At 68.1% G+C, this 25,880-nt stretch carries 20 protein-coding genes, 1 pseudogene and 1 riboswitch; of the genes and pseudogenes, 11 read left to right on the top strand and 10 right to left on the bottom strand.

The window, feature by feature from the left end:
* Positions 1–8: 8 nt before the first annotated feature.
* The 4 genes from NC4_RS23605 to NC4_RS23590 all read left to right on the top strand — a co-directional run bounded on the left by NC4_RS23605 (position 9) and on the right by NC4_RS23590 (position 7,188).
* Positions 9–644, top strand: coding sequence for a class I SAM-dependent methyltransferase (locus tag NC4_RS23605; protein ID WP_067542057.1), 636 nt, complete (start codon positions 9–11; stop codon positions 642–644).
* An 85-nt stretch (positions 645–729) separates the two neighbouring features.
* The gene (locus NC4_RS23600; protein ID WP_067542054.1) at positions 730–2,829 is read left to right on the top strand and encodes an MMPL family transporter; all 2,100 of its coding nucleotides are present in this window, start codon (positions 730–732) and stop codon (positions 2,827–2,829) included.
* A gap of 71 nt (positions 2,830–2,900) precedes the next feature.
* Complete coding sequence (locus NC4_RS41765) at positions 2,901–5,534, top strand: ATP-binding protein (protein WP_067542051.1); 2,634 nt, start codon at positions 2,901–2,903, stop codon at positions 5,532–5,534.
* A gap of 1,003 nt (positions 5,535–6,537) precedes the next feature.
* The gene (locus tag NC4_RS23590) at positions 6,538–7,188 is read left to right on the top strand and encodes a phosphatase PAP2 family protein (protein ID WP_157555145.1); all 651 of its coding nucleotides are present in this window, start codon (positions 6,538–6,540) and stop codon (positions 7,186–7,188) included.
* Here the strand turns inward: NC4_RS23590 and NC4_RS23585 are convergent.
* The 3 genes and pseudogenes from NC4_RS23585 to NC4_RS23575 form a co-directional block, all read right to left on the bottom strand.
* Complete coding sequence (locus NC4_RS23585; RefSeq protein ID WP_067542045.1) at positions 7,151–8,053, bottom strand: NERD domain-containing protein; 903 nt, start codon at positions 8,051–8,053, stop codon at positions 7,151–7,153. The genes NC4_RS23590 and NC4_RS23585 overlap by 38 nt on opposite strands.
* Before the next feature lie 56 nt (positions 8,054–8,109).
* A pseudogene (locus NC4_RS23580) lies at positions 8,110–9,486 on the bottom strand (DUF2252 domain-containing protein).
* A 47-nt stretch (positions 9,487–9,533) separates the two neighbouring features.
* Positions 9,534–11,234: a GMC oxidoreductase gene (locus NC4_RS23575; RefSeq protein ID WP_067542042.1), complete on the bottom strand. Its 1,701-nt coding sequence runs from the start codon at positions 11,232–11,234 to the stop codon at positions 9,534–9,536.
* A 162-nt stretch (positions 11,235–11,396) separates the two neighbouring features.
* Here NC4_RS23575 and NC4_RS23570 point away from each other — a divergent pair, with 162 nt between their 5' ends.
* The 7 genes from NC4_RS23570 (at position 11,397) to gcvP (ending at position 18,490) form a co-directional block, all read left to right on the top strand.
* Positions 11,397–12,014, top strand: coding sequence for a CDP-alcohol phosphatidyltransferase family protein (locus tag NC4_RS23570; RefSeq protein ID WP_067542039.1), 618 nt, complete (start codon positions 11,397–11,399; stop codon positions 12,012–12,014).
* A gap of 60 nt (positions 12,015–12,074) precedes the next feature.
* Positions 12,075–12,473: a glycine cleavage system protein GcvH gene (gene gcvH / locus NC4_RS23565; protein ID WP_067542036.1), complete on the top strand. Its 399-nt coding sequence runs from the start codon at positions 12,075–12,077 to the stop codon at positions 12,471–12,473.
* Positions 12,474–12,658: 185 nt separating this feature from the next.
* Positions 12,659–13,132: an oxoglutarate dehydrogenase inhibitor Odhl gene (odhI, locus tag NC4_RS23560; RefSeq protein ID WP_067542033.1), complete on the top strand. Its 474-nt coding sequence runs from the start codon at positions 12,659–12,661 to the stop codon at positions 13,130–13,132.
* A gap of 44 nt (positions 13,133–13,176) precedes the next feature.
* The gene (gene ftsR, locus NC4_RS23555; protein WP_157555143.1) at positions 13,177–13,935 is read left to right on the top strand and encodes a transcriptional regulator FtsR; all 759 of its coding nucleotides are present in this window, start codon (positions 13,177–13,179) and stop codon (positions 13,933–13,935) included.
* Between the two features lie 80 nt (positions 13,936–14,015).
* Positions 14,016–14,489, top strand: coding sequence for a bifunctional nuclease family protein (locus NC4_RS23550; protein WP_067542632.1), 474 nt, complete (start codon positions 14,016–14,018; stop codon positions 14,487–14,489).
* A gap of 219 nt (positions 14,490–14,708) precedes the next feature.
* Positions 14,709–15,275: a MerR family transcriptional regulator gene (locus NC4_RS23545; RefSeq protein WP_067542027.1), complete on the top strand. Its 567-nt coding sequence runs from the start codon at positions 14,709–14,711 to the stop codon at positions 15,273–15,275.
* A gap of 104 nt (positions 15,276–15,379) precedes the next feature.
* A riboswitch (glycine riboswitch) is annotated at positions 15,380–15,486 on the top strand.
* Positions 15,487–15,652: 166 nt separating this feature from the next.
* A complete protein-coding gene (gene gcvP / locus NC4_RS23540) occupies positions 15,653–18,490 on the top strand; it encodes an aminomethyl-transferring glycine dehydrogenase (protein WP_174566883.1) in 2,838 nt (945 codons plus the stop codon).
* A 23-nt stretch (positions 18,491–18,513) separates the two neighbouring features.
* Here the strand turns inward: gcvP and NC4_RS23535 are convergent, their stop codons facing one another.
* The 7 genes from NC4_RS23535 to NC4_RS23500 all read right to left on the bottom strand — a co-directional run.
* Positions 18,514–20,559, bottom strand: coding sequence for a WD40 repeat domain-containing serine/threonine protein kinase (locus tag NC4_RS23535; protein ID WP_157555141.1), 2,046 nt, complete (start codon positions 20,557–20,559; stop codon positions 18,514–18,516).
* A 146-nt stretch (positions 20,560–20,705) separates the two neighbouring features.
* Positions 20,706–21,125, bottom strand: coding sequence for a DUF7144 family membrane protein (locus NC4_RS23530; RefSeq protein ID WP_067542018.1), 420 nt, complete (start codon positions 21,123–21,125; stop codon positions 20,706–20,708).
* Positions 21,126–21,193: 68 nt separating this feature from the next.
* Entirely contained in the window at positions 21,194–22,810 is a 1,617-nt protein-coding gene (locus tag NC4_RS23525) for a VWA domain-containing protein (RefSeq protein ID WP_245721879.1), read from the bottom strand.
* Positions 22,811–22,993: 183 nt separating this feature from the next.
* Positions 22,994–23,260 (bottom strand): WhiB family transcriptional regulator, encoded by a 267-nt coding sequence (locus NC4_RS23520; protein WP_067542011.1) that lies wholly within the window; start codon positions 23,258–23,260, stop codon positions 22,994–22,996.
* 38 nt (positions 23,261–23,298) lie between these two features.
* Positions 23,299–23,841: an HNH endonuclease gene (locus tag NC4_RS23515; RefSeq protein WP_157555139.1), complete on the bottom strand. Its 543-nt coding sequence runs from the start codon at positions 23,839–23,841 to the stop codon at positions 23,299–23,301.
* A gap of 908 nt (positions 23,842–24,749) precedes the next feature.
* Positions 24,750–24,953: a hypothetical protein gene (locus tag NC4_RS23505; RefSeq protein ID WP_067542005.1), complete on the bottom strand. Its 204-nt coding sequence runs from the start codon at positions 24,951–24,953 to the stop codon at positions 24,750–24,752.
* A 136-nt stretch (positions 24,954–25,089) separates the two neighbouring features.
* Positions 25,090–25,880 (bottom strand): aldolase/citrate lyase/malate synthase family protein (locus NC4_RS23500; RefSeq protein WP_501193518.1); only part of this gene is annotated, 791 nt, incomplete at its 5' end.

The following is a 25,880-nucleotide window of genomic DNA, read 5'->3' as shown; positions in this document are numbered from 1 at the left end:
CTCCGCATGTGCCGTCCGACGCGCCGCTGCCCGCCGACCGCCTGTTCGACCTGCTCGGGGCCGACTACGAGCGGGCCTTCGGTCATCTGCCCGAACAACATGCCGCGCTGGCCTGGCTGTGCGAGCGGCTGCCGCCGGGCGCCCGGGTGCTCGATGTCGGCAGCGGCACCGGCGTCCCCACCGCACGGATCCTCGCGGACAACGGGTTTCGGGTGGCGGGCATCGACGTCTCGCCCGTCATGGTCGAACTCGCGCGGCGGCAGGTGCCCGAGGCGGTCTTCCAGCACGCGGATATTCGCGAATTCCAGGTCGAGCCGGGCAGTCTGGATGCCGTCTGCGCCTTCTTCCCGCTCTTGCAGATGACCCGCGCCGAGATCGACGCGGCGTTGCAACGGATGGCGAGCTGGCTGCGGCCGGGCGGCTATCTGGTGCTGGCCACCATCCCGGCCGAGGTGGAGCAGATCGACGTCGTCTTCATGGGTCATCCCGCCCGCGTGAGCAGCTATGCCGCGACCGAGTTCCCGGATCTGCTGGACCGGGCCGGGCTGGAGGTCCTCGAGTTGCGCGAACGCGGCTTCGTACCCGATCACCCCGATGCGGTGGCCGAGCAGCACCTGTTCGTATACGCCCGCCGCCTCGGCTGAGACCTGCGCCACATTCGTTCCACTACAGGCTGTCGTAGACCAGGATGAGGTTCGTATCGACGACTGTTCGAGCCCGGGGGCGGGAATGATCACGAAACTGTCCGGCATCGCCGTTCGCGCACCGAAATTGGTGCTGATCGTCGTGGGCGTGGCCTTCCTGCTCTGCGGCGCGCTCGGTGCGGGCGTCACCTCGAAGCTGACCAATGGCGGATTCGTGGGCACCGACTCCGAATCCGCGCGCGTCGCCGAGATTCTCGAACGCGACTGCGGCATGTCCGGCATGCAGTTGATGCTGACCGTCGAATCCGAGGGCGGCGTCCAGGGCGCGGCGTCGACGGCGCGCGGCCGGGCGATCGCCGAGCGGCTGAAGGCCGACAACCGGGTGGCACAGGTGGTTTCGCCGTGGACGGAGCCGCAGCTGGCCGGGACGCTCGTCAGTCGCGATGGGGATATCGGGCTCATCGTGGCCACCGTGCGCGGGGACGAGAACCACGCCCCGGCGACGGCCGACGAGATCGCGCGGGGACTGGACGGCGACGGCCAGGACGGCGTCACCGTCCGCGCCGGTGGTCAGGCGATGGTGTGGCACGAGACGGGCACGCAGACGCAGCAGGACCTGGCCGTGGCCGAGGCCATCGCGCTGCCGCTGACCTTCCTGCTGCTCGTCTGGTTCCTGAGAAGCCTTGTGGCCGCCGCCATTCCATTCGTCACCGGGGTGGTGGCGATCGTCGGCAGCACGGCGATCCTCTATGCGCTGACCTTCGTGGTGGAACTGTCGATCTTCGCGCTCAATATCGTGACCGCCATCGGGCTCGCCCTGGCCGTCGACTACTCACTGCTGATCATCGGGCGCTATCGCGAGGAGATCGCCAACGGCCGCGATCGCACCGAGGCGCTGCGCATTGCCGCCCGCCGGGGCGGGCGGGCCGTGGCCTTCTCCGGGGTCACCGTCGGCATCGCGCTGATCGGAATGTCGTTCTTCCCCTTGAACTTCCTGCGCTCACTGGCCTTCGCGGGGCTGGCGGTCGTGGCGCTGTCCATCGTGCTGGCGCTGACCCTGGTTCCCGCCCTGCTGGCGGTGCTGGGGGAGCGCCTGACCCGGAAACCGTTGCGGGAAGCCAAGCCTGTGGGGGAGAGCGCGCTCTATCGGATCGCGCGGACGGTGCAGCGCAGGCCCGCGCTGTGCGCCCTGCCGGTGGTGGGGCTGCTGCTGGTGCTCGGTGCGCCGATCCTCGGGCTGAAGCTGAGCCTGCCCGACGACCGCGTCCTCCCGGGAACCGTGCAATCGCGGCAGGTCGGCGATCTGCTGCGAGATCGGTTCGACGGCAATGCGACCGGGACGGTGCACATCCTCGTGATCGAACCGGTGGATGTGGGCGCGTACGCCGGAGTACTGGCCACGGTTCCGGACGTGCGCGGCGTGACCGTCGAAACCGCGGAGGACACAGCGCATTTCACCGTCGCCAGCGGACTGGACCCGTATTCCGAAGCGGGGCAGCGGCAATTGGACGCACTGCGCGCCGTCGAAGCTCCCGCGCCCGTGCTCTTCGGCGGGCTGGCGCAGCAGACCGCGGATTCCGCGTCCGGCATCGGACAGGGCTTCCCGAAGGCGCTCGCCTGGATAGCGGTCACCACCTTCGTGCTACTGCTCCTGCTCACCGGCAGCGTGGTGCTCCCGCTGAAAGCCCTGGCGCTCAATGTCCTGTCGCTGTCGGCGGCCTTCGGTGCACTGGTGTGGGTGTTCCAGGACGGCCATCTCGGCGGCCTGGGCGCCCTCGCCACCGGCTACACCATCGCCACCCTGCCCGTGCTGCTGTTCTGTGTCGCCTTCGGCCTGTCCATGGACTACGAGGTGTTCCTCCTGGCCCGCTTCACCGAGGAATGGGAGAACTCCGCGAAGACCCGCGCCGACAACGACAATGCCGTCGCCCTCGGCATTGCCCGCTCCGGGCCGATCGTCACCGCGGCCGCCGTCATGATGTCCGTCGTCTTCGCGGGCATAGCCGCCAGCGGCGTCTCGCTGAACCGCATTCTCGGCCTGGGCCTCACCCTCGCGGTGCTCATGGACGCCACCCTCGTGCGCATGGTGCTGGTCCCGGCATTCATGCGCGTCCTGGGCACCGCCAACTGGTGGGCGCCCGCCCGCATGCGCCCGGTCCTCGAAAAGGCCGCCGTCCGCGAGTGATCCACCGCGGCCGATCCGGTGGCCGATCGTAATCCGTTACGCCGCGCCGAATTCTCGGCGATACTCCGGCCGTGGTGGAAATCAGCGTCCTCGGCGCGTTCGGCCTGACGGTCGACGGCGCACCCGCGGAACTCGGGGGAACGCGGCAGCGCGCCGTGCTGGCGCGGCTGGTCGCGGCGCGCGGCCAACTGGTTCCGGTGGACCGGCTCATCGCCGATCTCTGGGGTGATGACGCACCTCCCCGGGCGCTGGGCGGGATCCAGGTCTTCGTCTCGCATCTGCGCCGCGCCCTGGAACCCGGGCGCGCCCCGCGCACGCCCGCCCGAACCCTGGTCACCGCACCCCCGGGATACGCCCTGCGCCTGCCCCCGGCGGCGGTGGACGCCTGGCGCTTCGAGGACCTCCTCGCCGTCGACGGCACCGGCGCACCCGTTGCCCGAGTGGCCGCCTACAGTGCGGCCCTGACCCTGTGGCGCGGCCCGGCCTACGCCGAATTCAGCGAACTACCCTGGGCCGCAACCGAGGCCGCCCGCCTGATCGAACTGCGCAATACCGCCGTCGAAAAGCGCGCCGCCGCCCTCCTCGAAACCGGAGCGGCCCCCGCCGTGGCCGCCGAACTGGAGTCCCACCTCGCCGACGACCCCCTGCGCGAGGAACCCTGGCGCCTCCTCGCCCTCGCCCTCTACCGCAGCGGCCGCCAAGCCGACGCCCTCGCCGCCCTCCGCCGCCTACGCCACACCCTGGCGACCGAACTGGGCGTGGATCCCAGCCCCCCGCTGCGCACGCTGGAATCCGACATCCTCACGCAAGCGCCACATTTGGCCCTGCCCAACGACCCCGTGGTGATCACGACGGGTGCGGCAGCCCCGGCCCGCCATCCCGCCGCGGACCCGGACGCGAACGGCCCGCGACCCGCCGACTTCTTCGGCCGGGAAACGGAACTGGCCGCACTCGTGGACTCCGCCCGCGCCGGTGCCCGCCTGGCCCTGATCGCCGGAGAACCCGGCGCAGGCAAAACCGCCCTGGCCCGCCGCCTCGCCACCGCCCTCCCCGACTGGACCATCGCCTGGGGCCCCACCCCGGAAACCGAAGCGGCCCCGGCAGGCTGGGCCTGGGGAGAAATCCTCCGGGAACTGAACTCCCGCTGGCCGGTCACCGACCCCCTGCTGGCCCCCATGCTCGGCGGCAGCCGCGCGACAGCCACCAACGCCCCCGCGGCAATGAGCTGGTCCGAGCAACCGAGTCGCGGCGGCTCGGGTGTGACGGGCCGGGCCGAGGCTCCGGCTGGGGACGGTGGCGCGGGTGGCGGAACCGGCGGTGCCGCGGTGGCGGGCGGGGATCCCGCGTCGGTGCGGTTTCATACCCATCGGGCCCTGGAGCGGTATTTGGCCGGGGTGGCGGCGGAGGCACCGCTGTTGTTGGTGCTCGAGGATCTGCATCGGGCCGATGAGGAGACGCTGTCGCTGCTCGCGGTATTGCCGCGGCGGGTGGCGCGGACTTTTCTGATTGCCACGTATCGGCCTGGGGAACTGCCGGAAGGTTTCACGACCACGCTGGGTGAGCTCGCGCCACTCGAGCCGGTGCGGATCGCGCTGGACGGGTTGGCGGAGAGTGCGGTGGCGCAGCTCGTGCGGTCCTGTTGCACGGGGGACCTTGATCCGGAGGTGGTGGCCGCGATTCGGGAACGGACGGGCGGGAATCCGTTCTTCGTGCGGGAGACCGCGCGGCTGCTGGCGGCGGCGGGGCCGGAGGCCGCGTTGCAGGAGGTGCCCAGTGGGGTGGCCGATGTGCTGCGACGGCGGATCGCGCGATTGCCCGCGGTCGCGCAGACGGTGTTGCGGTGTGCGGCGGTGGCGGGGCGGGATGCGGATGTGGATCTGCTGGCCGCCGTGACCGGGGAGTCCGAGGACACCGTGCTCGATGCGCTCGAGGCCGGGGGATTGACCGGGCTGCTCACCGAGCGCACCGATTCGGACGGGCAGCTGTGGGGCGTGCGGTTCACGCACGTACTCATACGGGACACGTTGTACGACAGTGTTTCCCGGCTGCGGCGGGCCCGCATCCACGGGCGAGTGGCCGATGTGCTGGCCCGGCGGGCGGGCGTCGACCCGGCGCGGCTGGCACAGCATTGTATGGCCTCGGGCGATCCGGCGCGGCTCGCGGATGTCGTCGAATACTCGTGCCGGGCAGCGGAACTCGCCGAATCGCGATTCGCACACCGGACCGCGGTCGGACTGTGGGAGCAGGCGCTGACCGCCTTCGATCAGGCCGAGACCGGCCGGGAGGAGCGGCGCGCCGAACAGGCGCGTCAGCGAATCGAGCTGGAGGTGGCCCGAATTCGTAGCTGCGCCCTCTCCGGCGACATCATCCGGGCGCGGGTGCTCCGGGACCGCGCACTGGCCGCCGCACTGCGACTGGATGATTCACTGCTGGCTGCCCGCGTCATCACCGGATTCGATGTGCCCACACTGTGGGTCAACCGTCTGTACGGCACCCGCGAGACAGCCGTCATCGCCGCCGCCGAAGCCGCCCTGCCCACGATCACCGAACCGGTACTGCGCGCCGCCTGCTCACCAGCCTGGCCATGCAGCTCGACAGCGAACCCGGCCCGCGCGGCCGCGAAGCCGCCGCCGAAGCCGTCGCCCTGGCCCGCGAGATCGGCCGCCCCGAACTGCTCGCGCACGCCCTCAACGGCCGCTACCTGAACCTGTACCACAGCGCCGACCTCCTCGACGAGCAACAGCGGGTGGCCACGGAAATCCTCACGCTCGCAACGGCACACGACCTCGGCCTCTACCAGGTCCTGGGCCACCTGCTCCTGCAACAGGTCACCTCCGCCCGCCTCGACCCGGCCGCGGCGGAGCACTGGACCGCGGGCACCCGCCTGGCCGAAGACATGGACCTTCCACTCCTCGGCAAAATCGGCGACTGGGGAAAATGCATGCGCCAGACCCTCGCCGGGCGCTTCGCCGCCGCCGAATCCGCCTACCTGGAAACCGCCGCCCGCATCCGCGGCGGCAGCGCCTTCGGCGGCGAAGTGGCCACCGCCTGGGTCGGCATCTACACCATCCGCTACGCCCAAGGCCGCCTGGGCGAACTGGTCAACGACACCCTCCGCCTCCACGAAACCCTCGGCCGCCTCCCCGGCACTGCCGACATGTACGCCCTGGCCCTCCTGGAAGCGGGCCGCAGCGACGAAGCCGCCGAAGTCGTCGCAGCGACCCCGCCCTGCCCCGCCGATATCCGCGCGGACTTCCACCGCGACCTCCACCTGACCATCCGCGGCCTGGTGGCCGCCGGTCTCGCCGACAAGCCCCGCGCCGCCGCCGTCTACGACGAACTACAGCCGTACGCAGCCAGATTCGCCGGAACCATGACCGCGGCCCTGGCCCTGTGCCCGGTGGCTCTGGTCCTCGGCGACCTGGCCGCTCTCCTCACCCGCGACGACCCCCGCGCCCACTACCACCACGCCGCCCGAATTGCCCGCACCGCAGGCTCCCAACACTGGGAGCTGGCAGCCCTCGACCGAATCCGCAGCTTCCCCCACCCGCCCGACCCACCCACAAAGCGGGAGTGCACACCCTTTTCCGTGGGTTCACACCCTCTATACCGGGTGTGAACCCACGGAAAAGGGTGTGAAGTCCGCGGGAGCTGGTGGCGGGCGGGCGCGTGGTGGGAGGTGGGCGGGTAGGTCGCTATCGTGCTCGGGTGACTCGATCGACTGTTGCCGCGGACGGTGGGCTCGTGGGATGGAGGCGGCGGGCGGCGCTGATTGTGGCGGCAGTGGTGGTGACCGTGTTGGTGCCGTGGTTCTTTCCGGTAGGTGGGGGACCGACGGGGTTCGACCGGGCGGTGGGGGAGCACGTTCATTCGTCGTTCGACGGGCACGCGTGGATCTATCGGGTGCTGGTGGCGCCCAGTGTTGCCGTGGTCGTGGTGTCGCTGGTGGTGGCGGGGGCAGGATGGTTCGCGTATCGGCGGGAGTGGTGGCGGGCGGGGTTCGTGCTCATTGCGCCCGAGGTCGCCATGGTGGTGAATGCGCTGGTGCTCAAGCCGTTCTGGGATCGGCCGCTGGAGGGGTACCTGGCTTATCCGAGCGGGCACACCGTGCATCTGGTGGCGGTGGTGACGGCGTTCGCGCTGGCCGGTGAGTCGGCGCGGGTGCGGGTTACGGCGGTGGTCGTCATGGCGGTGGTGCTGCCGGTGGTGCTCGTCGGGATGGTAGGCATGGGCTATCACTATCCGACCGATGTGGTCGGCGGTGCGGCGGCGGCCGTCGCGCTGGTGGCCGCGGTCTACCTGCCGGTGCGCTACCTCGCGGTCAGAGCGGGCCGTACGCCACGATCCCCGCGACAATGAACCAGACCACCCAGAGCACGGCGATCACCATGCCGATCGTGAGCATCAATCGCATGAACCCGCGGCCGAGTTCCAGCTCGCCCTGCCGACGCGGATACAGCTTGCCGGGGCTGAACCAGGGCGAGGGCACCGTCATCCGGTGTCCGCCCTCCATGGCCTCGCGTTCCTTGCGCGCCTGCTCCTCGGCATAGGCCTCGGCCTGCGCCTGCTGCGGCCCGCCGTGCCACAGCGTAATGTCCACCGGCCCCAGGAAACCCTCGTTCAGCAGGTCCTGCGGCGCGGGCAGATACGGCAGAATGCCCAGCCCGCGAAACGCCCACGCCACATCATTGGCCGACCACTGCGGGCGCCCCCGCGAGGACAGCGTGGTGAAGTAGTCGCGCAGCCGCCGCGGATCATCGCCGAGCAGCACCTGGAAGCTGGGATCGCTCCACAGCTGCTGCACCTGCACGGTGGATCCGGAGGTGGGCACCACCAGCACCACGCCGTGCACCACCCGCTGCCCGAGTCCGCGCTCGGCCAGCCAGTTCTGTAGCGCGAAGGTGTGATCGCGGGATTTGTCCAGGGGCGTGCGCTTGTCACCGCCCTCGAAGGTGATCAGCTTGTCGCCCATCCGCCAGGGGCCGTTGAGCGGGACCTCCAGCTCGCCCTCGCTGCGCTCCACCAGCGCCTCGGCCTCGATGACCATGCAGCTGGTCGGCGTCCAGACCACCGCGTCGAACGGGTAGAGCCGATCACCGTGGAACAGGCTGCAATTGACGGTGGCGACGCCCTTGGGGTCCCCACGGCCCTTCCAGGTGCGCAGCCAATCGATGAGCACCTTCTCGGCATGGGTACCGGCGGTGTTCTGCACGCGGACGAGCATCGGGTCTCACCTTCGTCGTCGAGAAGACACGGCTGAATGAATGGTACGCGGCCGGATCACTCCGTTTCGGCCGCCACGCGGCCTTCTTTCACCGCGGCCACCAGTTCGGCATGGTCGGCCTCGGTCCGATCGGCATAGCGCACCGCGAAGCGCGCCACCGCCTAGTCGAACTCCTCGGCCTCGGCGAGATAGCCTGCGACCAGGCGCGGATCGAGCGACCGATGGTGCGCCCGCGCCAGCAGCGCCCCCGCCAGCCGCCCGTAATCGTCCAGATCGCCGGGTTCCACGGCCGCCGGATCGATACTGCCCTTCAGATTCCGGAACTGCCGCACGATGAACGGCAGCTCCTCGCCCCCGAGCCGCAGCGTGGTCCAGCCCAGCAGAATGTCGGATTCGGCCTGAACCATCCTGGTGGACTGCACGATTCGCTCACCCTCGTGCCGGGCGGGCGCGGGCGGCAGATACGGCGACAGCGCCGAGGGCCGCGCCTGCTTGATCTGCAGGACCAGCGCCTCGTCCTGATTGCCTTGCAGCAGCGCCAGATAGGAATGCAGCCCCACGCTGCCGGTGCCCACGATGCGGAAGGCGATATCGGACACCGAGTATCGCGCGATGAGCTGACGCCGCGATTCCCGCAGTGTGCCCGCGTATTCGGTGAGCCCATCGATCACCGCCTCCGCGATATCCTCCTCGACGGTGGTGAGGATGGGCGGATCGGCCACGAACTTGTGTGTGCTGATCCCGGTTTCGTGATCCTCGAGGTGCTCGGTCCATTTGCGCGCCACCTTGGCGCTGGTGTTCTTGCGCGCCTTCTTGGCCGCCTTACGGAAGTCGTCGAGCAGCGCATCCGCCCGCACCCGCCCGATGACCGATTCGTCCGGGAGCGCGTTCCAGGAGGTGAGGAACGGCTGCTCGGCCAGCGCCGCCATGGCCAGCCGATACGAACGGGCGCTGTCGCGCGCGGCATCGAAACAGTCCTGTTCCGACGCCCCGCCCTCGCGGCCCGCCAGCACCAGACTGGCCGCCAGCCGCTCCAGATCCCATTCCCACGGTCCCGGCACGGTCTCGTCGAAATCATTGATATCCATGACGATTTCGCCGCGCGGCGTGCCGTACAGGCCGAAATTGGCGGCATGCGCGTCACCGCACAGCTGCGCGGTGAGCCCGCTGGCGGGCCCGTCGGCGAGATCGGCGGCCATGAGCCCCGCCGCACCCCGGAAGAAGGTGAACGGCGAGGCCGCCATGCGCCCGTGCCGCAAGGGAATCAAATGCGCGAGCCGCCCCTGATTGCTGGTCTCCAGGAACTCCAGCACGCCGGGCCGATTCGCCCCGGCCGCCGCCCGATCCCGCGCGTCCACCGGGGTGCGATCCCGCAGCGCGCGGCCGCGCGCCCGCACCTCCTCGGCCGAGACGGGGGAGCGGAAGTCGATCATGTTGGAGCCCACGGCAACACAACCTACCGCCGGTCTCTATTCGGTGCCTAGTTGACCGGAATGGCCGGGTCCGACGGGAAGATCGGCAGCCGCAGCGCACCCGGGGCAAACTCCGGCACGGTCGGCCCCTTGGGCGCCACCGGGCGAATCCGGCGGTAGGGCGCGCCGAGCTCCGGACGCGGATCCGCCTCGCCCCGATTGGGCCAGAACGCCATCGCCCGCTCCGCCTGCGCGGTAATGGTGAGCGAGGGATTCACGCCCAGATTCGCCGTCACCGCCGACCCGTCGGCGATATGCAGCCCGGGATGGCCGAACACCCGCTGATACGGGTCCACCACACCGGATTCCGGCCCCTCGCCGATGACGCAGCCGCCGATGTAGTGCGCGGTGGCCGGGATATTGAACACATCCATGATCAGGCTGTGCACATCCCCGTTCACCTTCTTGCCGAAGCGCCGCCCGATATCGTGCGCCAGCGGAATCCAGGTCGGGTTGGGCTGCCCCGTGCCCTGCTTGGTCTTGAGCTGCCCCCACTTCCGATACGAGGTCAGCGAATTGTCCAGGGACTGCATGACCAGCAGGATCACCGACTTCTCCGAGGCCCGGTGCGCATTGAGGCTGCGCGCGAACACCACCGGATGCAGCAGGATGGCCAGCAGGAAGCGCAGGAACCGGAAGGCGCCGCCGTCCACGATCGGCACCGACAGCGGGAACAGCCCGTTCTGTCCCTTGCCGTAGTGGCACACCTCGATATGGGTGCTCTCCTCGGGATGAATCGAGGAGGTGATGGCCACGCCCTGGGCGAAATCGTCGCGCTCGTTGCTCACCACATTGAGGATGGCCTCGGAGTTCGACCTGGTCAGCTCGCCCAGCCGGGGCGACAGATTGGGCAGCACATGCTCGTCGCGCATCTGGTGCAGCAGCTTCTGGGTGCCCAGCGCCGCGGCCGCGAACACCACCTGCTGGGCGGTGAACACCCTGCGCTGCTTGCGAACCCAGCGATCCGAGCGCGCGGTCTCGATGGCGTACCCGCCGTCGTCGCCCGCCAGCGGCCGCACCTTGGTGGCGGTGGTCAGCTCGAAGACGTGCGCCCCGGCCTGTTCGGCCAGGTACAGGTAGTTCTTGGGGGTGGTGTTCTTGGCATTGTGCGGGCATCCGGTGAAGCATCGCGCGCAATGAATACAGCCGTTGCGGCGCGGCCCCGCCCCGCCGAAGTACGGATCGTCCACCTCGGCGCCCGGATCGGCCTCGTTGAAGAACACGCCCACATTGGTGGCGTGGAAGGTGTCGGCGACCCCGAGGTCCTCGGCCACCGCGCGAATCACCTCGTCGGCGGGTGTCATGCGCGGATTCGGCGTCACGCCGAGCATGCGCTGCGCCTGGTCGTAATAGGGCGCGAGCTCGGATTTCCAGTCGGTGATGTGGGCCCACTGCCTATCGGTGTAGAAGTTCGGCAGCGGCTCGTAGAGGGTATTGCCGTAGATCAGCGATCCGCCGCCCACGCCGGAGGCGGAGAACACCGCGCACTTGCCCAGCACGCTGATGCGCTGGGTGCCGGTCATTCCCAGGCGCGGGGCCCAGATCGCCTTGCGCACATTCCAGTTCGTCTTGGGAATGTCCTCAGCGTTCCAGCGGCGGCCGGATTCCAGCACGGCCACCCGGTAGCCCTTCTCGGTCAGGCGCAGCGCACTCACGCTCCCCCCGAACCCGGAGCCGATCACAACGACGTCGTAGTCGAAGTCGGGCATGGTCTTTCCTCTCGCAGGGCTGACTGACTACCTAGGATGAGAGGGAGCTGTATTTATTCTCTCATCGGTTCGGTATGGCGGAGACCATATCGTTTCGATGCGGCCTGGGCGAAACGGCGTGCCCGGATGGTGGGGTCGTCGCCGGTGGGGTAAGACCGGGGGGTGGCATCCGAGCGGAACGCCGAACCGGTGTACAGCGACCGCATCTTCACCGTGCCCAATGCGTTGTCCGTGCTGCGGCTCATCGGCGTCCCCGTCTTCCTGTGGCTGCTGTTGGTCGAGAAGGCCGACGGCTGGGCCTTCGCCCTGCTGGTCGTCAGCGGTGTCACCGACTTCCTCGACGGCAAGCTCGCGCGGCTGCTCGATCAGTCTTCCAAACTCGGCGCGATTCTGGACCCCCTGGTGGACCGTCTTTATCTGCTGGCGACCCTGGGCGGCTTCCTGATTCGCGGCATCCTGCCCTGGTGGGTGGTACTCGTACTGGTCGGTCGAGACCTGATCTTGACGCTGCTGCTGCCCGTCTACAAGCGCCGCGATCTCCCCCCGCCGGAGGTCATCTACCTGGGCAAGGCCGCCACCTTCGCGCTCATGTCCGCCCTGCCCTGGCTGCTGGCCGGGCAGATGGATTGGGCCGCCGCGGGTTTCGGCCGGGCCTTCGGCGGTGCATTCTTGATCTGGGGCACCGCGGTGTACGTCTGGACCGGCATTCTCTACGCCGGTAAGGCCGTCGCCGTGGCCCGAGCGATACCGCCCGTGCCGCACGAAGATCAGCATCGATAGGGTGTGGCACACGGATCGACGACGATCCCGGAAGGACCGCCCGTTGAAAGGACACCATCTGTGACCGACCTACCCCAGGACCTGCGCTACTCCGAAGAGCACGAATGGGTTCGCACCGTGGCACCGACCCGGGTGCGGGTGGGCATCACCGACTACGCCCAGTCACAGCTCGGTGACGTCGTCTTCGTGCAGTTGCCCGATGTCGACAAGAAGGCCGACAATGGCGAGAGCATCGCCGAAGTGGAATCCACCAAGAGCGTCTCGGACATCTACGCCCCGCTGGCCGGGAAAGTTGTTGCGGTGAACGAACTTCTGGCCACCGAGCCGGAGACGCTCAACACCGATCCCTACGGCGACGGCTGGCTGTTCGAGCTCGAGGTCGACTCGGCCGAAGCGCTCGACGCCGCGCTGGGCGGTCTGCTGGATGCCGCAGGTTATCAAGGAGTTATCGGAGGCTGAAGGAGCCTTCACAGTTCTACCTGCACAGGTGCGACCTGGCAGGGTACGGTCAATGCCAACAGATGTGCCGGCAGCCGGTGCCCGGGACTTTCGGGACCTATCCGACAGCTTGAAGGGCCGGTGGCCGTGACGCTGAAGGCATCAACTGCTTGCATGGATTATTCGGTTCGAGGAGGAGAGCAAGGGTGAGCGAGAACAAAGACCCGGGTTACCAGGAGACGGCAGCCGAGACCACTTCGGTGTTCCGTGCCGATTTCCTGAACGAGGTCGACACGTCGCGCACCGAGCAGACCGGCGAGCAGCCGGTGCAAGGGGTCGAGGGTCTCCCGACGGGCGCGGCACTGCTGGTGGTCAAGCGCGGCCCGAATGCCGGTTCGCGGTTCCTGCTGGATCAGCCCACCACCTCCGCGGGGCGCCATCCCGACAGCGACATCTTTCTCGACGATGTCACCGTCAGCCGTCGCCATGCGGAGTTCCGCCAGGACGACGACACCTTCCAGGTCGTCGATGTGGGCAGCTTGAACGGCACCTATGTGAACCGGGAACCGGTGGATTCCTCGGAGCTGCAGAACGGTGACGAGGTGCAGATCGGCAAGTTCCGTCTCGTGTTCCTGACCGGGCCTCGGGCAGCGTCATCCGAGGCCGCGGGCACGCTATAGGACCATCTGGAATGACTGGCGCAGCGCAGTGGACACGCGGGGGCATGTCGATCGGCTCCGTGTTGGATCTGCTGCGTCCGGATTTCCCGGACATCACCATCTCGAAGATCCGGTTCCTCGAGTCCGAGGGACTGATCAGCCCGGAGCGCACGCCTTCGGGATACCGCAGGTTCCATATCGCCGATGTGGAGCGCCTGCGGTTCGTGCTGACAGCGCAGCGGGATCAGTACCTGCCGCTGAAGGTGATCAAGGAACAGCTCGAAGCGATCGACAGCGGTGCGGCGACGCTCGGGGTGCGGGAACGCGAAGCCCGTGCCCGGGCGGGCGTCGACGTAGGTGGGGAAGCCATGTCGGCCAATGGGGGGAGCCGCCTGCGGCGGCTCGGCGTCGTGCCCGGTGAGGTATCGCCCGAGGAACTCCGGTTCGATCACGAGATCCGGATTCCGCGGGCGGACCTGCTGGAGCAGGCGGGAATCGACGAGAAGTTCCTGACCGAGCTCATCCGCGCCAATCTCATCACCCCCGGCGCCGCCGGGTATTTCGATTCCGATGCGGTGACCTTGGCCCGCACCGCGAAGGCGCTGAGCGAATTCGGTTTGGAGGCAAGGCATCTGCGCGCCTTCAAACTGGCCGCGGACCGCGAGGCCGCCATGGTGGCGCAGATCGCCGCGCCCATTGCCAAGAGTCGCGATGCCGATGCCCGCGCCCGCGCCGAGGAGACCGTGCGCGAGTTGGCGGCGCTGTCGCTGACACTGCACACCTGCCTGGTGAAGACCTCGGTGCGTGCTTCACTCGGCGGCTGAAATCATCGCCTAGACTCGGTGTTACGGCTCGCTCCGCTGTCGCGTGGCTGGGCGGGTCGCGAGTAATGGGAGGCAGTGCGATGAGCGAAATGCGCGTGATCGGCATCCGTGTCGAACAGCCACAGAATCAACCCGTGCTGTTGCTCCGCGAGGTGTCGGGGGACCGGTACCTACCGATTTGGATCGGCCAGGCCGAGGCGACCGCCATCGTGCTCGAACAAGAGGGCGTCACGCCCATCCGGCCGTTGACCCACGATTTGATCAAGATCCTCATCAAGGAGCTCGGGCACACCTTGAAAGAGGTGCGGATCGTGGATCTGCAGGAGGGCACCTTCTACGCCGATCTGGTCTTCGAGAACGATCTCCGGGTCTCCGCGCGCCCGTCCGATTCGGTCGCCATCGCGCTGCGGGTGGGTTGTCCGATCTACGCCGAGGAGCCGGTGCTTGAGGAGGCCGGTCTGGTCATGCCGGACGAGCGCGAGGACGAGGTCGAGAAGTTCAAGGAGTTTCTCGAATCGGTCTCGCCCGACGACTTCAAGGCCACCGACAGCTGATCTTCGGCAGGTCGCGGCGGCCGTTGCGAAAACGTGTCTCGACCTGAGGTTGAGGTAGAGAAACACGCGGTCCGTAAGGCTTGGTGGGACCCGATACTCCCGAGACAATCAGGAGAGTAGCCTCGACAGTTAGGCCAACGCTCCAGCGTCGATGCAGTATCCGGACAGAGCAGTGTCCAGGACACGAGCCCTGATAGGCCAGCAGTAAGGGAGTAGTCAGTGGGAGATCAACCGCACTCGCAGGATGTGGTGCAGCCTGGGCTGTTCCCCGACGACACGGTGCCGGACGACCTCGTCGGCTACCGGGTGCCCAGCGCCTGCCAGGTGGCCGGGATCACCTATCGTCAGCTGGATTACTGGGCCCGTACCGGGCTGGTGGTGCCGTCCATTCGCAGCGCGACCGGATCCGGCAGCCAGCGGCTGTACTCCTTCAAGGACATCCTGGTTCTCAAGATCGTCAAGCGGCTGCTCGACGTCGGCATCTCCCTGCAGAACATCCGCATTGCCGTGGATCATCTGCGCAGCCGCGGCGTCGAGGATCTGGCCGGGATCACCCTCTTCTCCGATGGCGCGACCGTCTACGAATGCTCCTCGCCGGAAGAGGTCGTCGATTTACTGCAGGGCGGACAGGGCGTCTTCGGCATTGCCGTCAGCGGCGCCATGCGCGAGCTGACCGGGGGCATTGCCAACTTCCCGGCCGAACGCGCCGAATCGGGCTCCGCCTCGGACCGTCCCGAGGACGAACTGGCCTTCCGCCGCAAGGCCCGTATGAGCAAGACCGGCTAGGAATCGATTCGACAACGCGCGCTGCCACGGGCAGCGCGCGTTTTTTGCGAAACCAACCCAGGCAACACGCCCGTAACTTGGCGCGAACTACACTGGCGTTGCGTCGCAGCCGTGCGGGAGAGTTCTGGGTTCGTCCATGGGTCGGGCACAGGCGCCGAAGGAGCAGCACCTCCCCGTCAATCTCTCAGGCACAAGGGACCGTGCGGAGTTTCGGCGCCTCTGGAAAGTGGTGGTCGCGAGCCACCCGCCCATGGTGAAAGGGTCACCGGCGCTTGCGCTGTCGATGACCTGAATCTCTCAGGCGCCCAGGACAGAGGGGGAGGGCAGACGACCGGTCGGCCCGCGTGGCCGACTTCCCGCCCACCCTTGGAGCTGCCGTGCAGACCCGTTCCTTCGCCGACCGCCACATCGGGCCCGATAAGGGCGAACTCGACCGCATCTTGCAGGTCGTCGGCACCGAATCGCTGGACGATCTCGCCGCGAAGGCCATTCCGGCCAGCATTCTCGACGCCGCCGCGGGCAATGGCCTGGACGCGCTGCCGCCCGCCGTCAGCGAGCACGAGGCGCTCGCGGAACTGGCCGCACTGGCCGGTTCGAATACGGTGGCCACCACCATGATCGGGCTCGGGTACTACGACACCCTGACGCCGCCGGTGCTGGTGCGCAATCTCATCGAGAACCCGGCCTGGTACACGGCGTACACGCCGTACCAGCCGGAGATCAGCCAGGGCCGCCTGGAGGCGCTGCTCAACTTCCAGACCATGGTGTCGGGTCTGACCGGCATGGATGTGGCCAATGCGTCCATGCTGGACGAGGCGACCGCGGCGGCCGAGGCCATGACGCTGCTGCAGCGGGCCAATCGCAAGTCCAAGTCGGCGCGGCTGCTCATCGACTCCGATCTGTTCCCGCAGACGCGGACCATTCTGTTCACCCGCGCCGAGCCCCTCGGCATCGAGATCGTCGAGGCCGACCTGTCCGGCGGGGTGCTGCCCGAGGGCGAGTTCTTCGGCGTGATCGTGCAGCAGCCGGGCTCCTCCGGGCGGATCGTGGACTGGACCGCGGTCATCGCGGCCGCCCACGAGCGCGGCGCGCTGGTGGCCGTCGGCGCGGATCTGCTTGCCATGACGCTGATTACGCCGCCCGGCGAACAGGGCGCGGACGCGTGCTTCGGCACCTCGCAGCGCTTCGGCGTGCCGCTCGGCTTCGGCGGCCCGCATGCCGGATATCTCGCGGTGCGCTCCGCCCATGCGCGGCAGCTGCCGGGCCGCCTGGTCGGCGTGTCCGTGGACGCGGACGGCGATGTCGCCTACCGGCTCGCGCTGCAGACCCGTGAACAGCACATTCGCCGGGAGAAGGCGCCCTCCAATATCTGCACCGCGCAGGTGCTGCTGGCCATTGTGGCCGCCATGTACGCCTCCTACCACGGTGCGGACGGGCTCAAGCAGATCGCGCGGCGCGTGCACGGGCATGCGCAGTGGCTGGCCGCCGGGCTGGGCGACGCGGTCGTGCACCAGACCTTCTTCGACACCGTGCTGGTGAACGTGCCGGGCGGCGCGGAAGCCATTGTGGCCAAGGCCAAGGGGAGCGGGATCAACCTGCGCCTGGTCGACGCCGATCACGTCGGTATCGCCTGTGACGAGGCGACCACCGACGCGCACGTGGTGGCCGTGCTCGACTGCTTCGGCGCCGAGGTCCCGGTCGGACCGGAGGGCGCGCTGTTCCACGGCAGGCCGCGCCCGCACATCGAGGTCCGCACCTCGGAATTCCTGACCCACCCGGCCTTCACCCGCTACCGCACCGAGACCGCCATGCTGCGCTACCTGCGCTCGCTGTCGGACAAGGACATCGCGCTGGACCGCAGCATGATTCCGCTGGGCTCGTGCACCATGAAGCTCAATGCCGCCGCGGAGATGGAATCCATCACCTGGCCCGGGTTCAACCGTGTGCACCCGTACGCGCCCGTAGAGGACGCCCCCGGCCTCATCAAGCTCATCGAGGACCTCAAGGGCTGGCTGACCGCCGTCACCGGCTACGACCGAGTCTCCTTGCAGCCCAATGCCGGTAGCCAGGGCGAGTACGCGGGCCTGCTGGCCATCCGGCGCTACCACCTGGATCGCGGTGATACGCACCGGGATACGTGCCTCATCCCGTCCAGCGCGCACGGCACCAATGCCGCCTCCGCCGCCATGGTCGGCATGCGCGTGGAGGTCGTGAAGACCCGCGAGAACGGCGATGTCGACCTCGACGACCTGCGCGCCAAGATCGCCGACCACGCCGACCGCCTGGCCTGCATCATGATCACCTACCCGTCCACGCACGGCGTGTACGAGCATGAGGTCGCCGAGCTCTGCGCCATGGTGCACTATGCGGGCGGTCAGGTCTACGTCGACGGCGCCAACCTGAATGCCCTTGTCGGCCTTGCCCGTCCGGGCCGTTTCGGCGGCGACGTCAGCCACCTGAACCTGCACAAGACCTTCTGCATCCCGCACGGCGGCGGCGGTCCGGGCGTCGGCCCCGTCGCGGTCCGCGAGCACCTGGCGAAGTATCTGCCGGGCGACCCGCTGGTGCCCGGTTCGCACGCGGTCTCGGCTGCCAAGTACGGCTCCGCCTCCATCCTCCCCATCACCTGGTCCTACATCCGCATGATGGGCGCCGACGGCCTCCGCAAGGCCACCCTCACCGCCATCGCCTCCGCGAATTACATTGCCCGCCGCCTGGACCCGCACTTCCCGGTCCTCTACACCGGCGACAACGGCATGGTCGCCCACGAGTGCATCCTGGACCTCCGCGAAATCACCAAGCGCACCGGCGTCACCGTGGACGACGTCGCAAAGCGCCTGGCCGACTACGGCTTCCACGCCCCCACCATGAGCTTCCCCGTCGCGGGCACCCTCATGGTGGAACCCACCGAAAGCGAAAACCTCGAAGAGATCGACGCTTTCATCGAAGCCATGATCGCCATCAAGTCCGAAATCGACCAGGTCGAAGCGGGCGTCTGGCCCGTCGACGACAACCCCCTCCGCGGCGCCCCCCACACCGCGGCCTGCCTCGTCGGCGACTGGAACCACCCCTACACCCGCGAAACCGCCGTCTACCCCCAGGGCCTGAAGCACCCCTGCCCCAAGGTCTGGCCGTCCGTCCGCCGCATCGACGGCGCCTACGGCGACCGCAACCTGGTCTGCTCCTGCCCGCCCCTGGACGCCTACAGCGAGTAATCACCGCGGTTCGGCACCGGCTGCTATTGCAGCCGGTGCCGAATGTTCCAGAGGCACAGGGAGGTGTCCGCGGCGACCGAGGCGAGCGTCGCGCCGTCCGGGCTGAAGCAGATCGAAGTGATCGCGCTGTCGTGCCCCTTCATCGGATCGCCCAGCCGGGTACGTGTTCGGTGCGACCAGAGCTGGAGGGATCCGAGATCGTCGACGGCCGCGAAGATGTCGTCGGTGGGGCTGAAGGCCACGCAGGAAACGGACCACTTGCCGAGATACGGGTCGCCGTCCGGAGTGCGGGTATCGGTGCGGAACATTTGGGTGGCATTCTCGGAACCGCCGACGGCCAGCAGTGATCCGGTCCGATCGAAGGCGACGGTGTAGACCGCGGCGCTGCTGTCACCGATCGTCCCGATCTGCTTGCCGGACTGGATATTCCACAGCCGGGTCGCGCCATCCCGGCTCGCGGTGGCGAGGGTCGCGCCGTCGGGGCTGACCGCGAGGGCGGTGATCCCCGCGCGATTGCCCGTGATCGGCTCTCCGATCCGGCCACCCGTCCCGGTATCCCACAACAGGACGGTTGTATCCGAGCCCGCCGTGGCGACGACGGATCGGCCCGGCACGAAGGCCGCCGCGGTCAGTGACGCGGTGTGGCTGGTCAGGGTCAGGCCGATCTGCTTGCGAGTCCGCGTATTCCACACTCGCAGAGCGGCGTCGGCGCCCGCGCTGACGAGCGTCGCGCCCTCGGAATCGAATGCCACGGACGCGACCGTGCCCGAGTGACCGGTGAGCGGTGCGCCGACGGTGGCGCGGGTAAAGGAATCCCACAGTTGCACGGACCCGTCCATGGATCCGGTGGCGATGATGGAGCCGCCCGGATGGAACGCGACCGATCGCAACTTGGTCGCGCCGTCGGAGAGCAGGGCATCGCCGGATACGCCGTACCTGGTATCCGGCGGGTCGTCGCGGGAGGCACGCACCAGCAGCGGAATGCCGACCGCGGCCGCGACAACGGGCGCCGCGACCCCGGCGCCGGTGAGCAACCGCCGCCGGGTGAACACCGATCGGGGCGGTGGCTCGGTGAGGTGGATCGGCGGCGGAGTGATGCGGGTCGGTGGTGCGGCGCTGTAACCGGGCGGCGGGGTGATCTCGGTCGGTGGTGCGGCGACGTAGCCCGGCGGCGGGGTGATGGAGCTCGGGGGTGGGGTGAGAGGGTGCGGCGACCCGCGGATCTCGTCGACCGGTGGAGGCGGCCGGAGTACGGAGCGCGCGGCATCGGCGAGGGCGGTGCAGGTGGGGAAGCGGAGGGTGCGGTCCTTGGCGAGCGCGATGGCGATCACCTCGTCCAGAGCAGTTGGGAGGTACGGCCGTAACGCGCTCGGCCGGGGCGGCGGCTCCTGGAGGTGGGCGTGCATCACGGCGGCGAGGTTGTTGCGCGGGTACGGGAGTGCGCCGGTGAGCAGGTGGTACAGCGTCCCGCCCAGGGAGTAGACGTCGGCGCGCTGGTCCAGTGGCTCACCGGCCAGCAGTTCCGGCGGCGCGTAGGCCAGGGTGGCCCGGATGGAGGTGGTGAGGGTGGCGGTGTCGTCGAGGCTGCGGGCAATGCCGAAATCGGTGAGGTAGAGGTGGTTCCGCGGCTCCCCGTTCGACGCCACCAGCAGGTTGGCGGGTTTGATATCGCGGTGCAGGACGCCGTTGCGGTGGGCGTAGTCGAGCGCTCGCGCGGCCTGCGCGATGAGGTCGACGGTGGCGTGCGGATCGAGCGGACCGGTCCGCAGGAGTTGCCCGGCGTCGGGTCCGTCGATGTAATCCATTGCGATCCAGAGGTGTTCGCCCTCGGAGCCGCGGTCGTAGACCTGGACTATATTCGGATGGCGCAGGCGCGCGGCGATCTCGGCCTCGCGGTGGAAGCGGGCGCGGGCGTCGGAATCGCGGCCGAGGTCGGGATCGAGAATCTTGAGGGCGATATCCATGGGCAGTCGCGGATGGCCCGCCAGGTAGACCGCGCCCATACCGCCCGCGCCGATCCGGCGGCGGATGAGATATCCGGCGAAAATCGTGCCTGGTTCGACTGCCAACGACGCTGCCACCTCCCCATGTCAGCAGCCGCGATCCTAACCCCGAATCGGTTCCCGTGCACGCGAATGGCGAGACGGGCGGACAGCACGGCGCCCCACCGGCGGCGAAACCGGTGGGGCGCTGCGGTATTGCGGTGACGTCGGGGCTAGGCCGCGGTGTCGTCGGTCTTCCAGGTGGCGACGGCCCAGATGACGACCACGCACAGGGCGATGATCAAGATGGACCAGGCGGGGTAGTAGGGGATCCAGAGGAAGTTCTCCACGATGGCGATGGCGGCCAGGACGATGGCTGCCACCTTGCCCCAGGTGGTGCCTGCCAGCAGGCCGATGGCGGCGATGATGATCACCGCGCCGACGACGATGTGGATCCAGCCCCAGGTGGTGGTGTTGAACTTGTAGACGTAGTCATCGGAGACCACCAGCAGGTTGTCCGCCGCGACCGCGGAGATGCCCTGCAGGATGTCCAGCACGCCGATGATGAGCAGCAGGATGCCCGCCGCGATGGATGTTCCGGCCGCAAAACCCTGTTTGACCGAAGATTCTTCGGTACCTGAACTGTGTGCCATGCCGTGAATATGCCACGAGGTTGCTGGCTGGCGGTGACATCGTGACCGTCGTGTTGCAAACAGTTGGATCAGGGTGTCGTCAAAGCGTTGGCCACTGCTGTTGCAAATGCAAGGTCATTGGATGAGGTGACCTTCGTATATGTGCCGCCTGTTCGCTGGCTCAGCGTTTGCAGGGTTTGCGTGCCATTGCCGCCGACCACGATCACATCGATGCGAATCGGCTTGGCCGGATTGCCGAGCCCGGCGATATCGGTGAGCAGCTGTTCGCCGGTAATGGTCGAGTCGTCCTGGGGGCCGTCGGTGATCAACAGGATGGAATTGGTGCGGCCCGCCTTGCAGTTCTCGACCGCCGAGCGGTACGCCGCCTCCAGTGACGGATACGTCAGGTCCGGGGCGATGCTGGAGGCGGTCACAGTGCCGAGGGCCTGGGTGATGGCGGTGCGCTGCTGATCGGTGAGCGCCGCCGTCGGCGCGGCAATGCGGTACGGATTGGAGCCGTCGGTGGTCTTGGCGTAGGTCCACACGCCCAGGCCGAACTCCGGCGGCATGACCGTCATGGTGGACTGCAGTGCGGCAAGGGAATTCGCCAGCCGGGTCATGGCGCCCTCCTGCGTCGACATGGACGCGGAGGTGTCGACCAGGGCGGTGGCGTGCACGCCGAGAATCGGATTGGCGAGGACCTGCTGTACCTGGGTCAGCACGGCCTTCGCGGGCACCGCCGAGGTGGCCGGGGGAGCGGCGCCGAAACCGTTGTCGGTGAACAGCTTCGACTGTTCGGTGGCCCGCAGGAAGTCGACGAACAGTCCGGCGACCAGGTTCTGGGTCTGGTTCACCCAGTTGCCGACGATCTCGGCGGCCGGATAGTCGTTGACCGGGCCGTTGCCGACGGGACGGAAGGCGGTCAGGTCGGGATGGGTGCGGATCTGCTGTTCGGTGGCCGCCACCGCGTGCAGCGGCGCGGCGGCGGGATCGGCGGCCGCCGCCAGCTCGGTGAGGGCGGCGGTGAGGTCCGTGGTCGGGGGCGCGGTGGCCGCGAGCTGGGAGACGGCCGAGATGACCTGACCCGACCGGGCAGCCGTCTCATCCAGGGGATCGGTGCCCGAGACGCCCGACCCGACCGCGGTGGCCACCGCGAGCGTCGGATCCCCGGTCGGCATGGCCATGCGCAGCGGGCCCCAGGTCGCGAGGCCGAGATCGCTCAGCGAACCCTGTTGCAGCCGTGGTAGATCCGCCCACTTCGTCTGCGCGGTCTCCATGGCGCGCCGCAATTCGTCGGGAACGGCCACCGCGATCGGGCTCACGGCCACCGGCAGTGGCGTGCCCGCGATGAGACCCGGAATGCGCATGAGTTCCACCGAACGCGACGAATCGGGAATCCACAGGCCGGGTTGCGGGCCGAGCGCCGGATCCCATGGCGTATTCGTGGTGACTCCCGCGAAGGCCGTCACCATGGCGGCCGAGGGCTGCGCGGTGACGGCAACCTGCGCGCAATGGTCGCGCATATGCGGTGTGGTGGCATTGAACCGCTCGCCCGCCGCCTTGACCGATTCGGCGATGGCCGGGTCGATCGTGACATTCAGCGTCACCGTGCCCTCGACGCACGCCGCGGCGGCCGCGCTGTCGCGGTCCTTGGAGCGTTCCTGGAGCCAGGCCCAGCCGACGACGGCGAGGGCTAGCACGATCACCGCTATCACTGCGATAACTGGTCCCTTGCTGACACCTCGTGACCTGCTCGCGGCGCGATGAGTACCCACGATCTTCAGTGTATGGTCACGCGAAAATAGCTGCTGACCCGGTCTGTTACGCAGCATCCGACCGGCACGAAAGCGGCGGCCGTCCCGGTATGGAATGGCCGCCGCTCGATCCGCTCAGTCGCGGATCATCTTGCCGCGGTCGTACTCGTGCCCGCCCCACACACCGGACTGACCGGTGCGCGACGCGAATTCACCGCATTCGCGGCGAATCGGGCACCCGGCGCAGATGCCGCGCGCGTAGTCGAAATCCTGCGACGGGTAGGGGAACCACGCCTCGTGGTTGGGGTCGCCCTTGCACGCGGCGTGCGCCCAGTAGTCCTTCGAATCGGAGATGGGGAGCAGATCCGCCAGGTTCAGCTCCCGAACTTCAGTGGTAGTCATCGGATCTCGCTCCTTTCACGCCCGATCACTTCGTTTCACTACGAGGCAGCGAGGTCCTTCCAGATCTGACGCTGCCGTCTTTCCATGTCGTTGGGGGCCTTCGGCTCCCAGAGCAACCGCATCCCGGCCTCCTCCGGAGTCCGGTCCGCCTTGTAGGTATTGCACGGCCCGCACGCCGCAATGAGGTTCGCCCAGGTATTCGGCCCACCCCGCGATCGCGGCCGAATGTGGTCGACGGTCCGCGCCCACCCGGCGCAGTACCCGCACCGGTACCGGTCCCGCCGCAGAATCGCGGGCAGGGTCGCACGGCTCTCGTCGTGCACCAGCACCCGATGCTCGAGGTATACGTACCGGGTCAGCCGGATGGTCTCCGGCAGCGCGATCTCCACATGCTTCGAGCGAATCGGGAAGTACGGCTCCCGATCGGCCACGGTCTCGGCCGCGCCGCTCAGCAGCAATACCACCGCGCGTTCGGCGTGAATCTCGTGCAGCGCCTCGAACGAGGCATTGAGCACGAGCATGCCCCGGTGTATCCAGTTGTCGACGGTTATCTCGGGGTCGTCAGCATGACGGATCGGCATGGGAGTCACCATGTTTCGTGAAAAGAGGGGAACAGAAAGGAAGAGTCGGAAAGCGCTAGACGAGCGCCTGGAGACGGCCGATGCTCCGGCCGCAGCGCTCACTGCGCTTGGTATCGCCCGCCACTAGGGCGCGTCGACCCGACAATGTCGGATGCTGTTCTGGGAAACCCGGATTCATGCCGTCTCCTCCTTCCTGCCGGTAGCGGCCCCGCGGGACCGGATTATTGATCTCGAAACTGATGGTGACACAACGGACATCCCGTTGTCGCTGACTTTTTCGCCCCGCCGGTACTCGCCGTTAACAGCAGCAAGCCCCCACGCCGTACCAGGACAACGAGGGGGCTCGCGCTTTTGTTCCGGGAGAGACCCGGCTAACAGGTCTCAGAGTGGCATCGGCCCCGAAGACCCACTGGAAGCCCACGACCACGCCGCATTGATACGGGCCAGGACCAGATTCACAACATCGAGGACGGTAGAACCCATCGACTTACCTCACGTTCGGGCGGATATCGCAGCGCAGCGTAGCCGCGATCGCGGGGGTGCGGAATGGGTTGGCGCAAATGGGAATCCCTGTGACCGGACGGGGTTGAACGGGCGGCTAGAGGTCATACCGAGCGCGGAGGCCCTTCTTGACTTGCTCGAGAGTCTCAGCGGGGATAACGCCTTCGAACTTGGTGAAGTTCGACAGCGGGTATCCGACAAGATCGTAGACGGCGACTATCCGAGAGGTGCCAGGGATCGGGATGGACAGCAGGAGGCGTTTGGACGGGACCTCGCGCGCTTCGTGAACCGTCGCCGTCTGAATGAGCCCGCCTTGGTGGATCATCGCAGGAGTATCGACGACGACGATCGTTCGAGTTCGCCCGAGAGGGCCGGTAACTGTCCAGATCTCCCCTTGCCGCCCGGGCTCACTCATCGCCCTGCCAGGCGAGTATCTCGGCCTCGGCGAGGCCCTCCTCATCCTTGGGCTGCTGAATTATCGCGGCCATTTCCTCGGCGACCATTTGCTGTCGAACAGCGCGGGCCACGTAGTCGCTCTGCTTGCCCTGGGGAAGTGTCTTGAGGTGATCGGAGATCTCATCTGGAAGGCTTAGCGTCACGCGTACGGTCATGCATACGAGTGTATGACGATGCTGCGCCCTGCGCCGCGGTTTCGGGGCATGACCTACCACCGTTCGTGCCCCCAAATGCGAAACCCCGGCCGACTAAGGTCGACCGGGGGTCCGTGAACTGCTCCGCCAGTGCGAATTACGCCGAGAACTTGGCGTTGTACTCCTTGGCCTCGCGGCGGCGGCCGTGCAGGATGGGCTCGGTGTAGCCGTTGGGCTGCTTGGTGCCCTCGAGGAGGAGTTCCTTGGCGGCCTGGAAGGCGATGGAACCGGCGAAGTCGGGGGACATGGCGCGGTAGCTCGAGTCGGCGGCGTTCTGGCGGTCGACGACGGGGGCCATGCGCTCCAGGGAGGCGATGACATCGGCTTCGGAGACGATGCCGTGGCGCAGCCAGTTGGCCATCAGCTGGCTGGAGATGCGCAGGGTGGCGCGGTCCTCCATGAGGCCGATGTCCTTGATGTCGGGGACCTTGGAGCAGCCGACGCCCTGGTCGATCCAGCGGACCACGTAGCCGAGGATGCCCTGGGAGTTGTTGTCGAGTTCCTGCCGGATCTCCTCGGCCGACCAGTCGGTCTTGGGGGTCAGGGGGATCTCGAGGATCTCGTCGACGGTGGCGCGGGGGCCGCCCTTGGCGATCTCGGCCTGCCGCTTGAAAACATCCACCAGGTGGTAGTGGGTGGCGTGGAGGGTGGCGGCGGTCGGAGACGGCACCCAGGCGGTGTTCGCGCCGGACTTGGGGTGGCCGATCTTCTGGACGAGCATCTCGGCCATCAGATCCGGCATGGCCCACATGCCCTTGCCGATCTGCGCCTTACCGGGCAGACCGGTGGCGATGCCGGTGTCGACATTCCAGTCCTCGTAGGACTTGATCCACTGCTGGGCCTTCATCTCGGCCTTGCGGACCATGGGCCCGGCCTCCATGGAGGTGT

It is taken from the genome of Nocardia crassostreae (assembly GCF_001613405.1).
GTDB lineage: Bacteria > Actinomycetota > Actinomycetes > Mycobacteriales > Mycobacteriaceae > Nocardia > Nocardia crassostreae.
The sequence above is the reverse complement of the archived record's forward strand: the minus strand, read 5'-3'. Positions and strand labels throughout refer to the sequence as shown.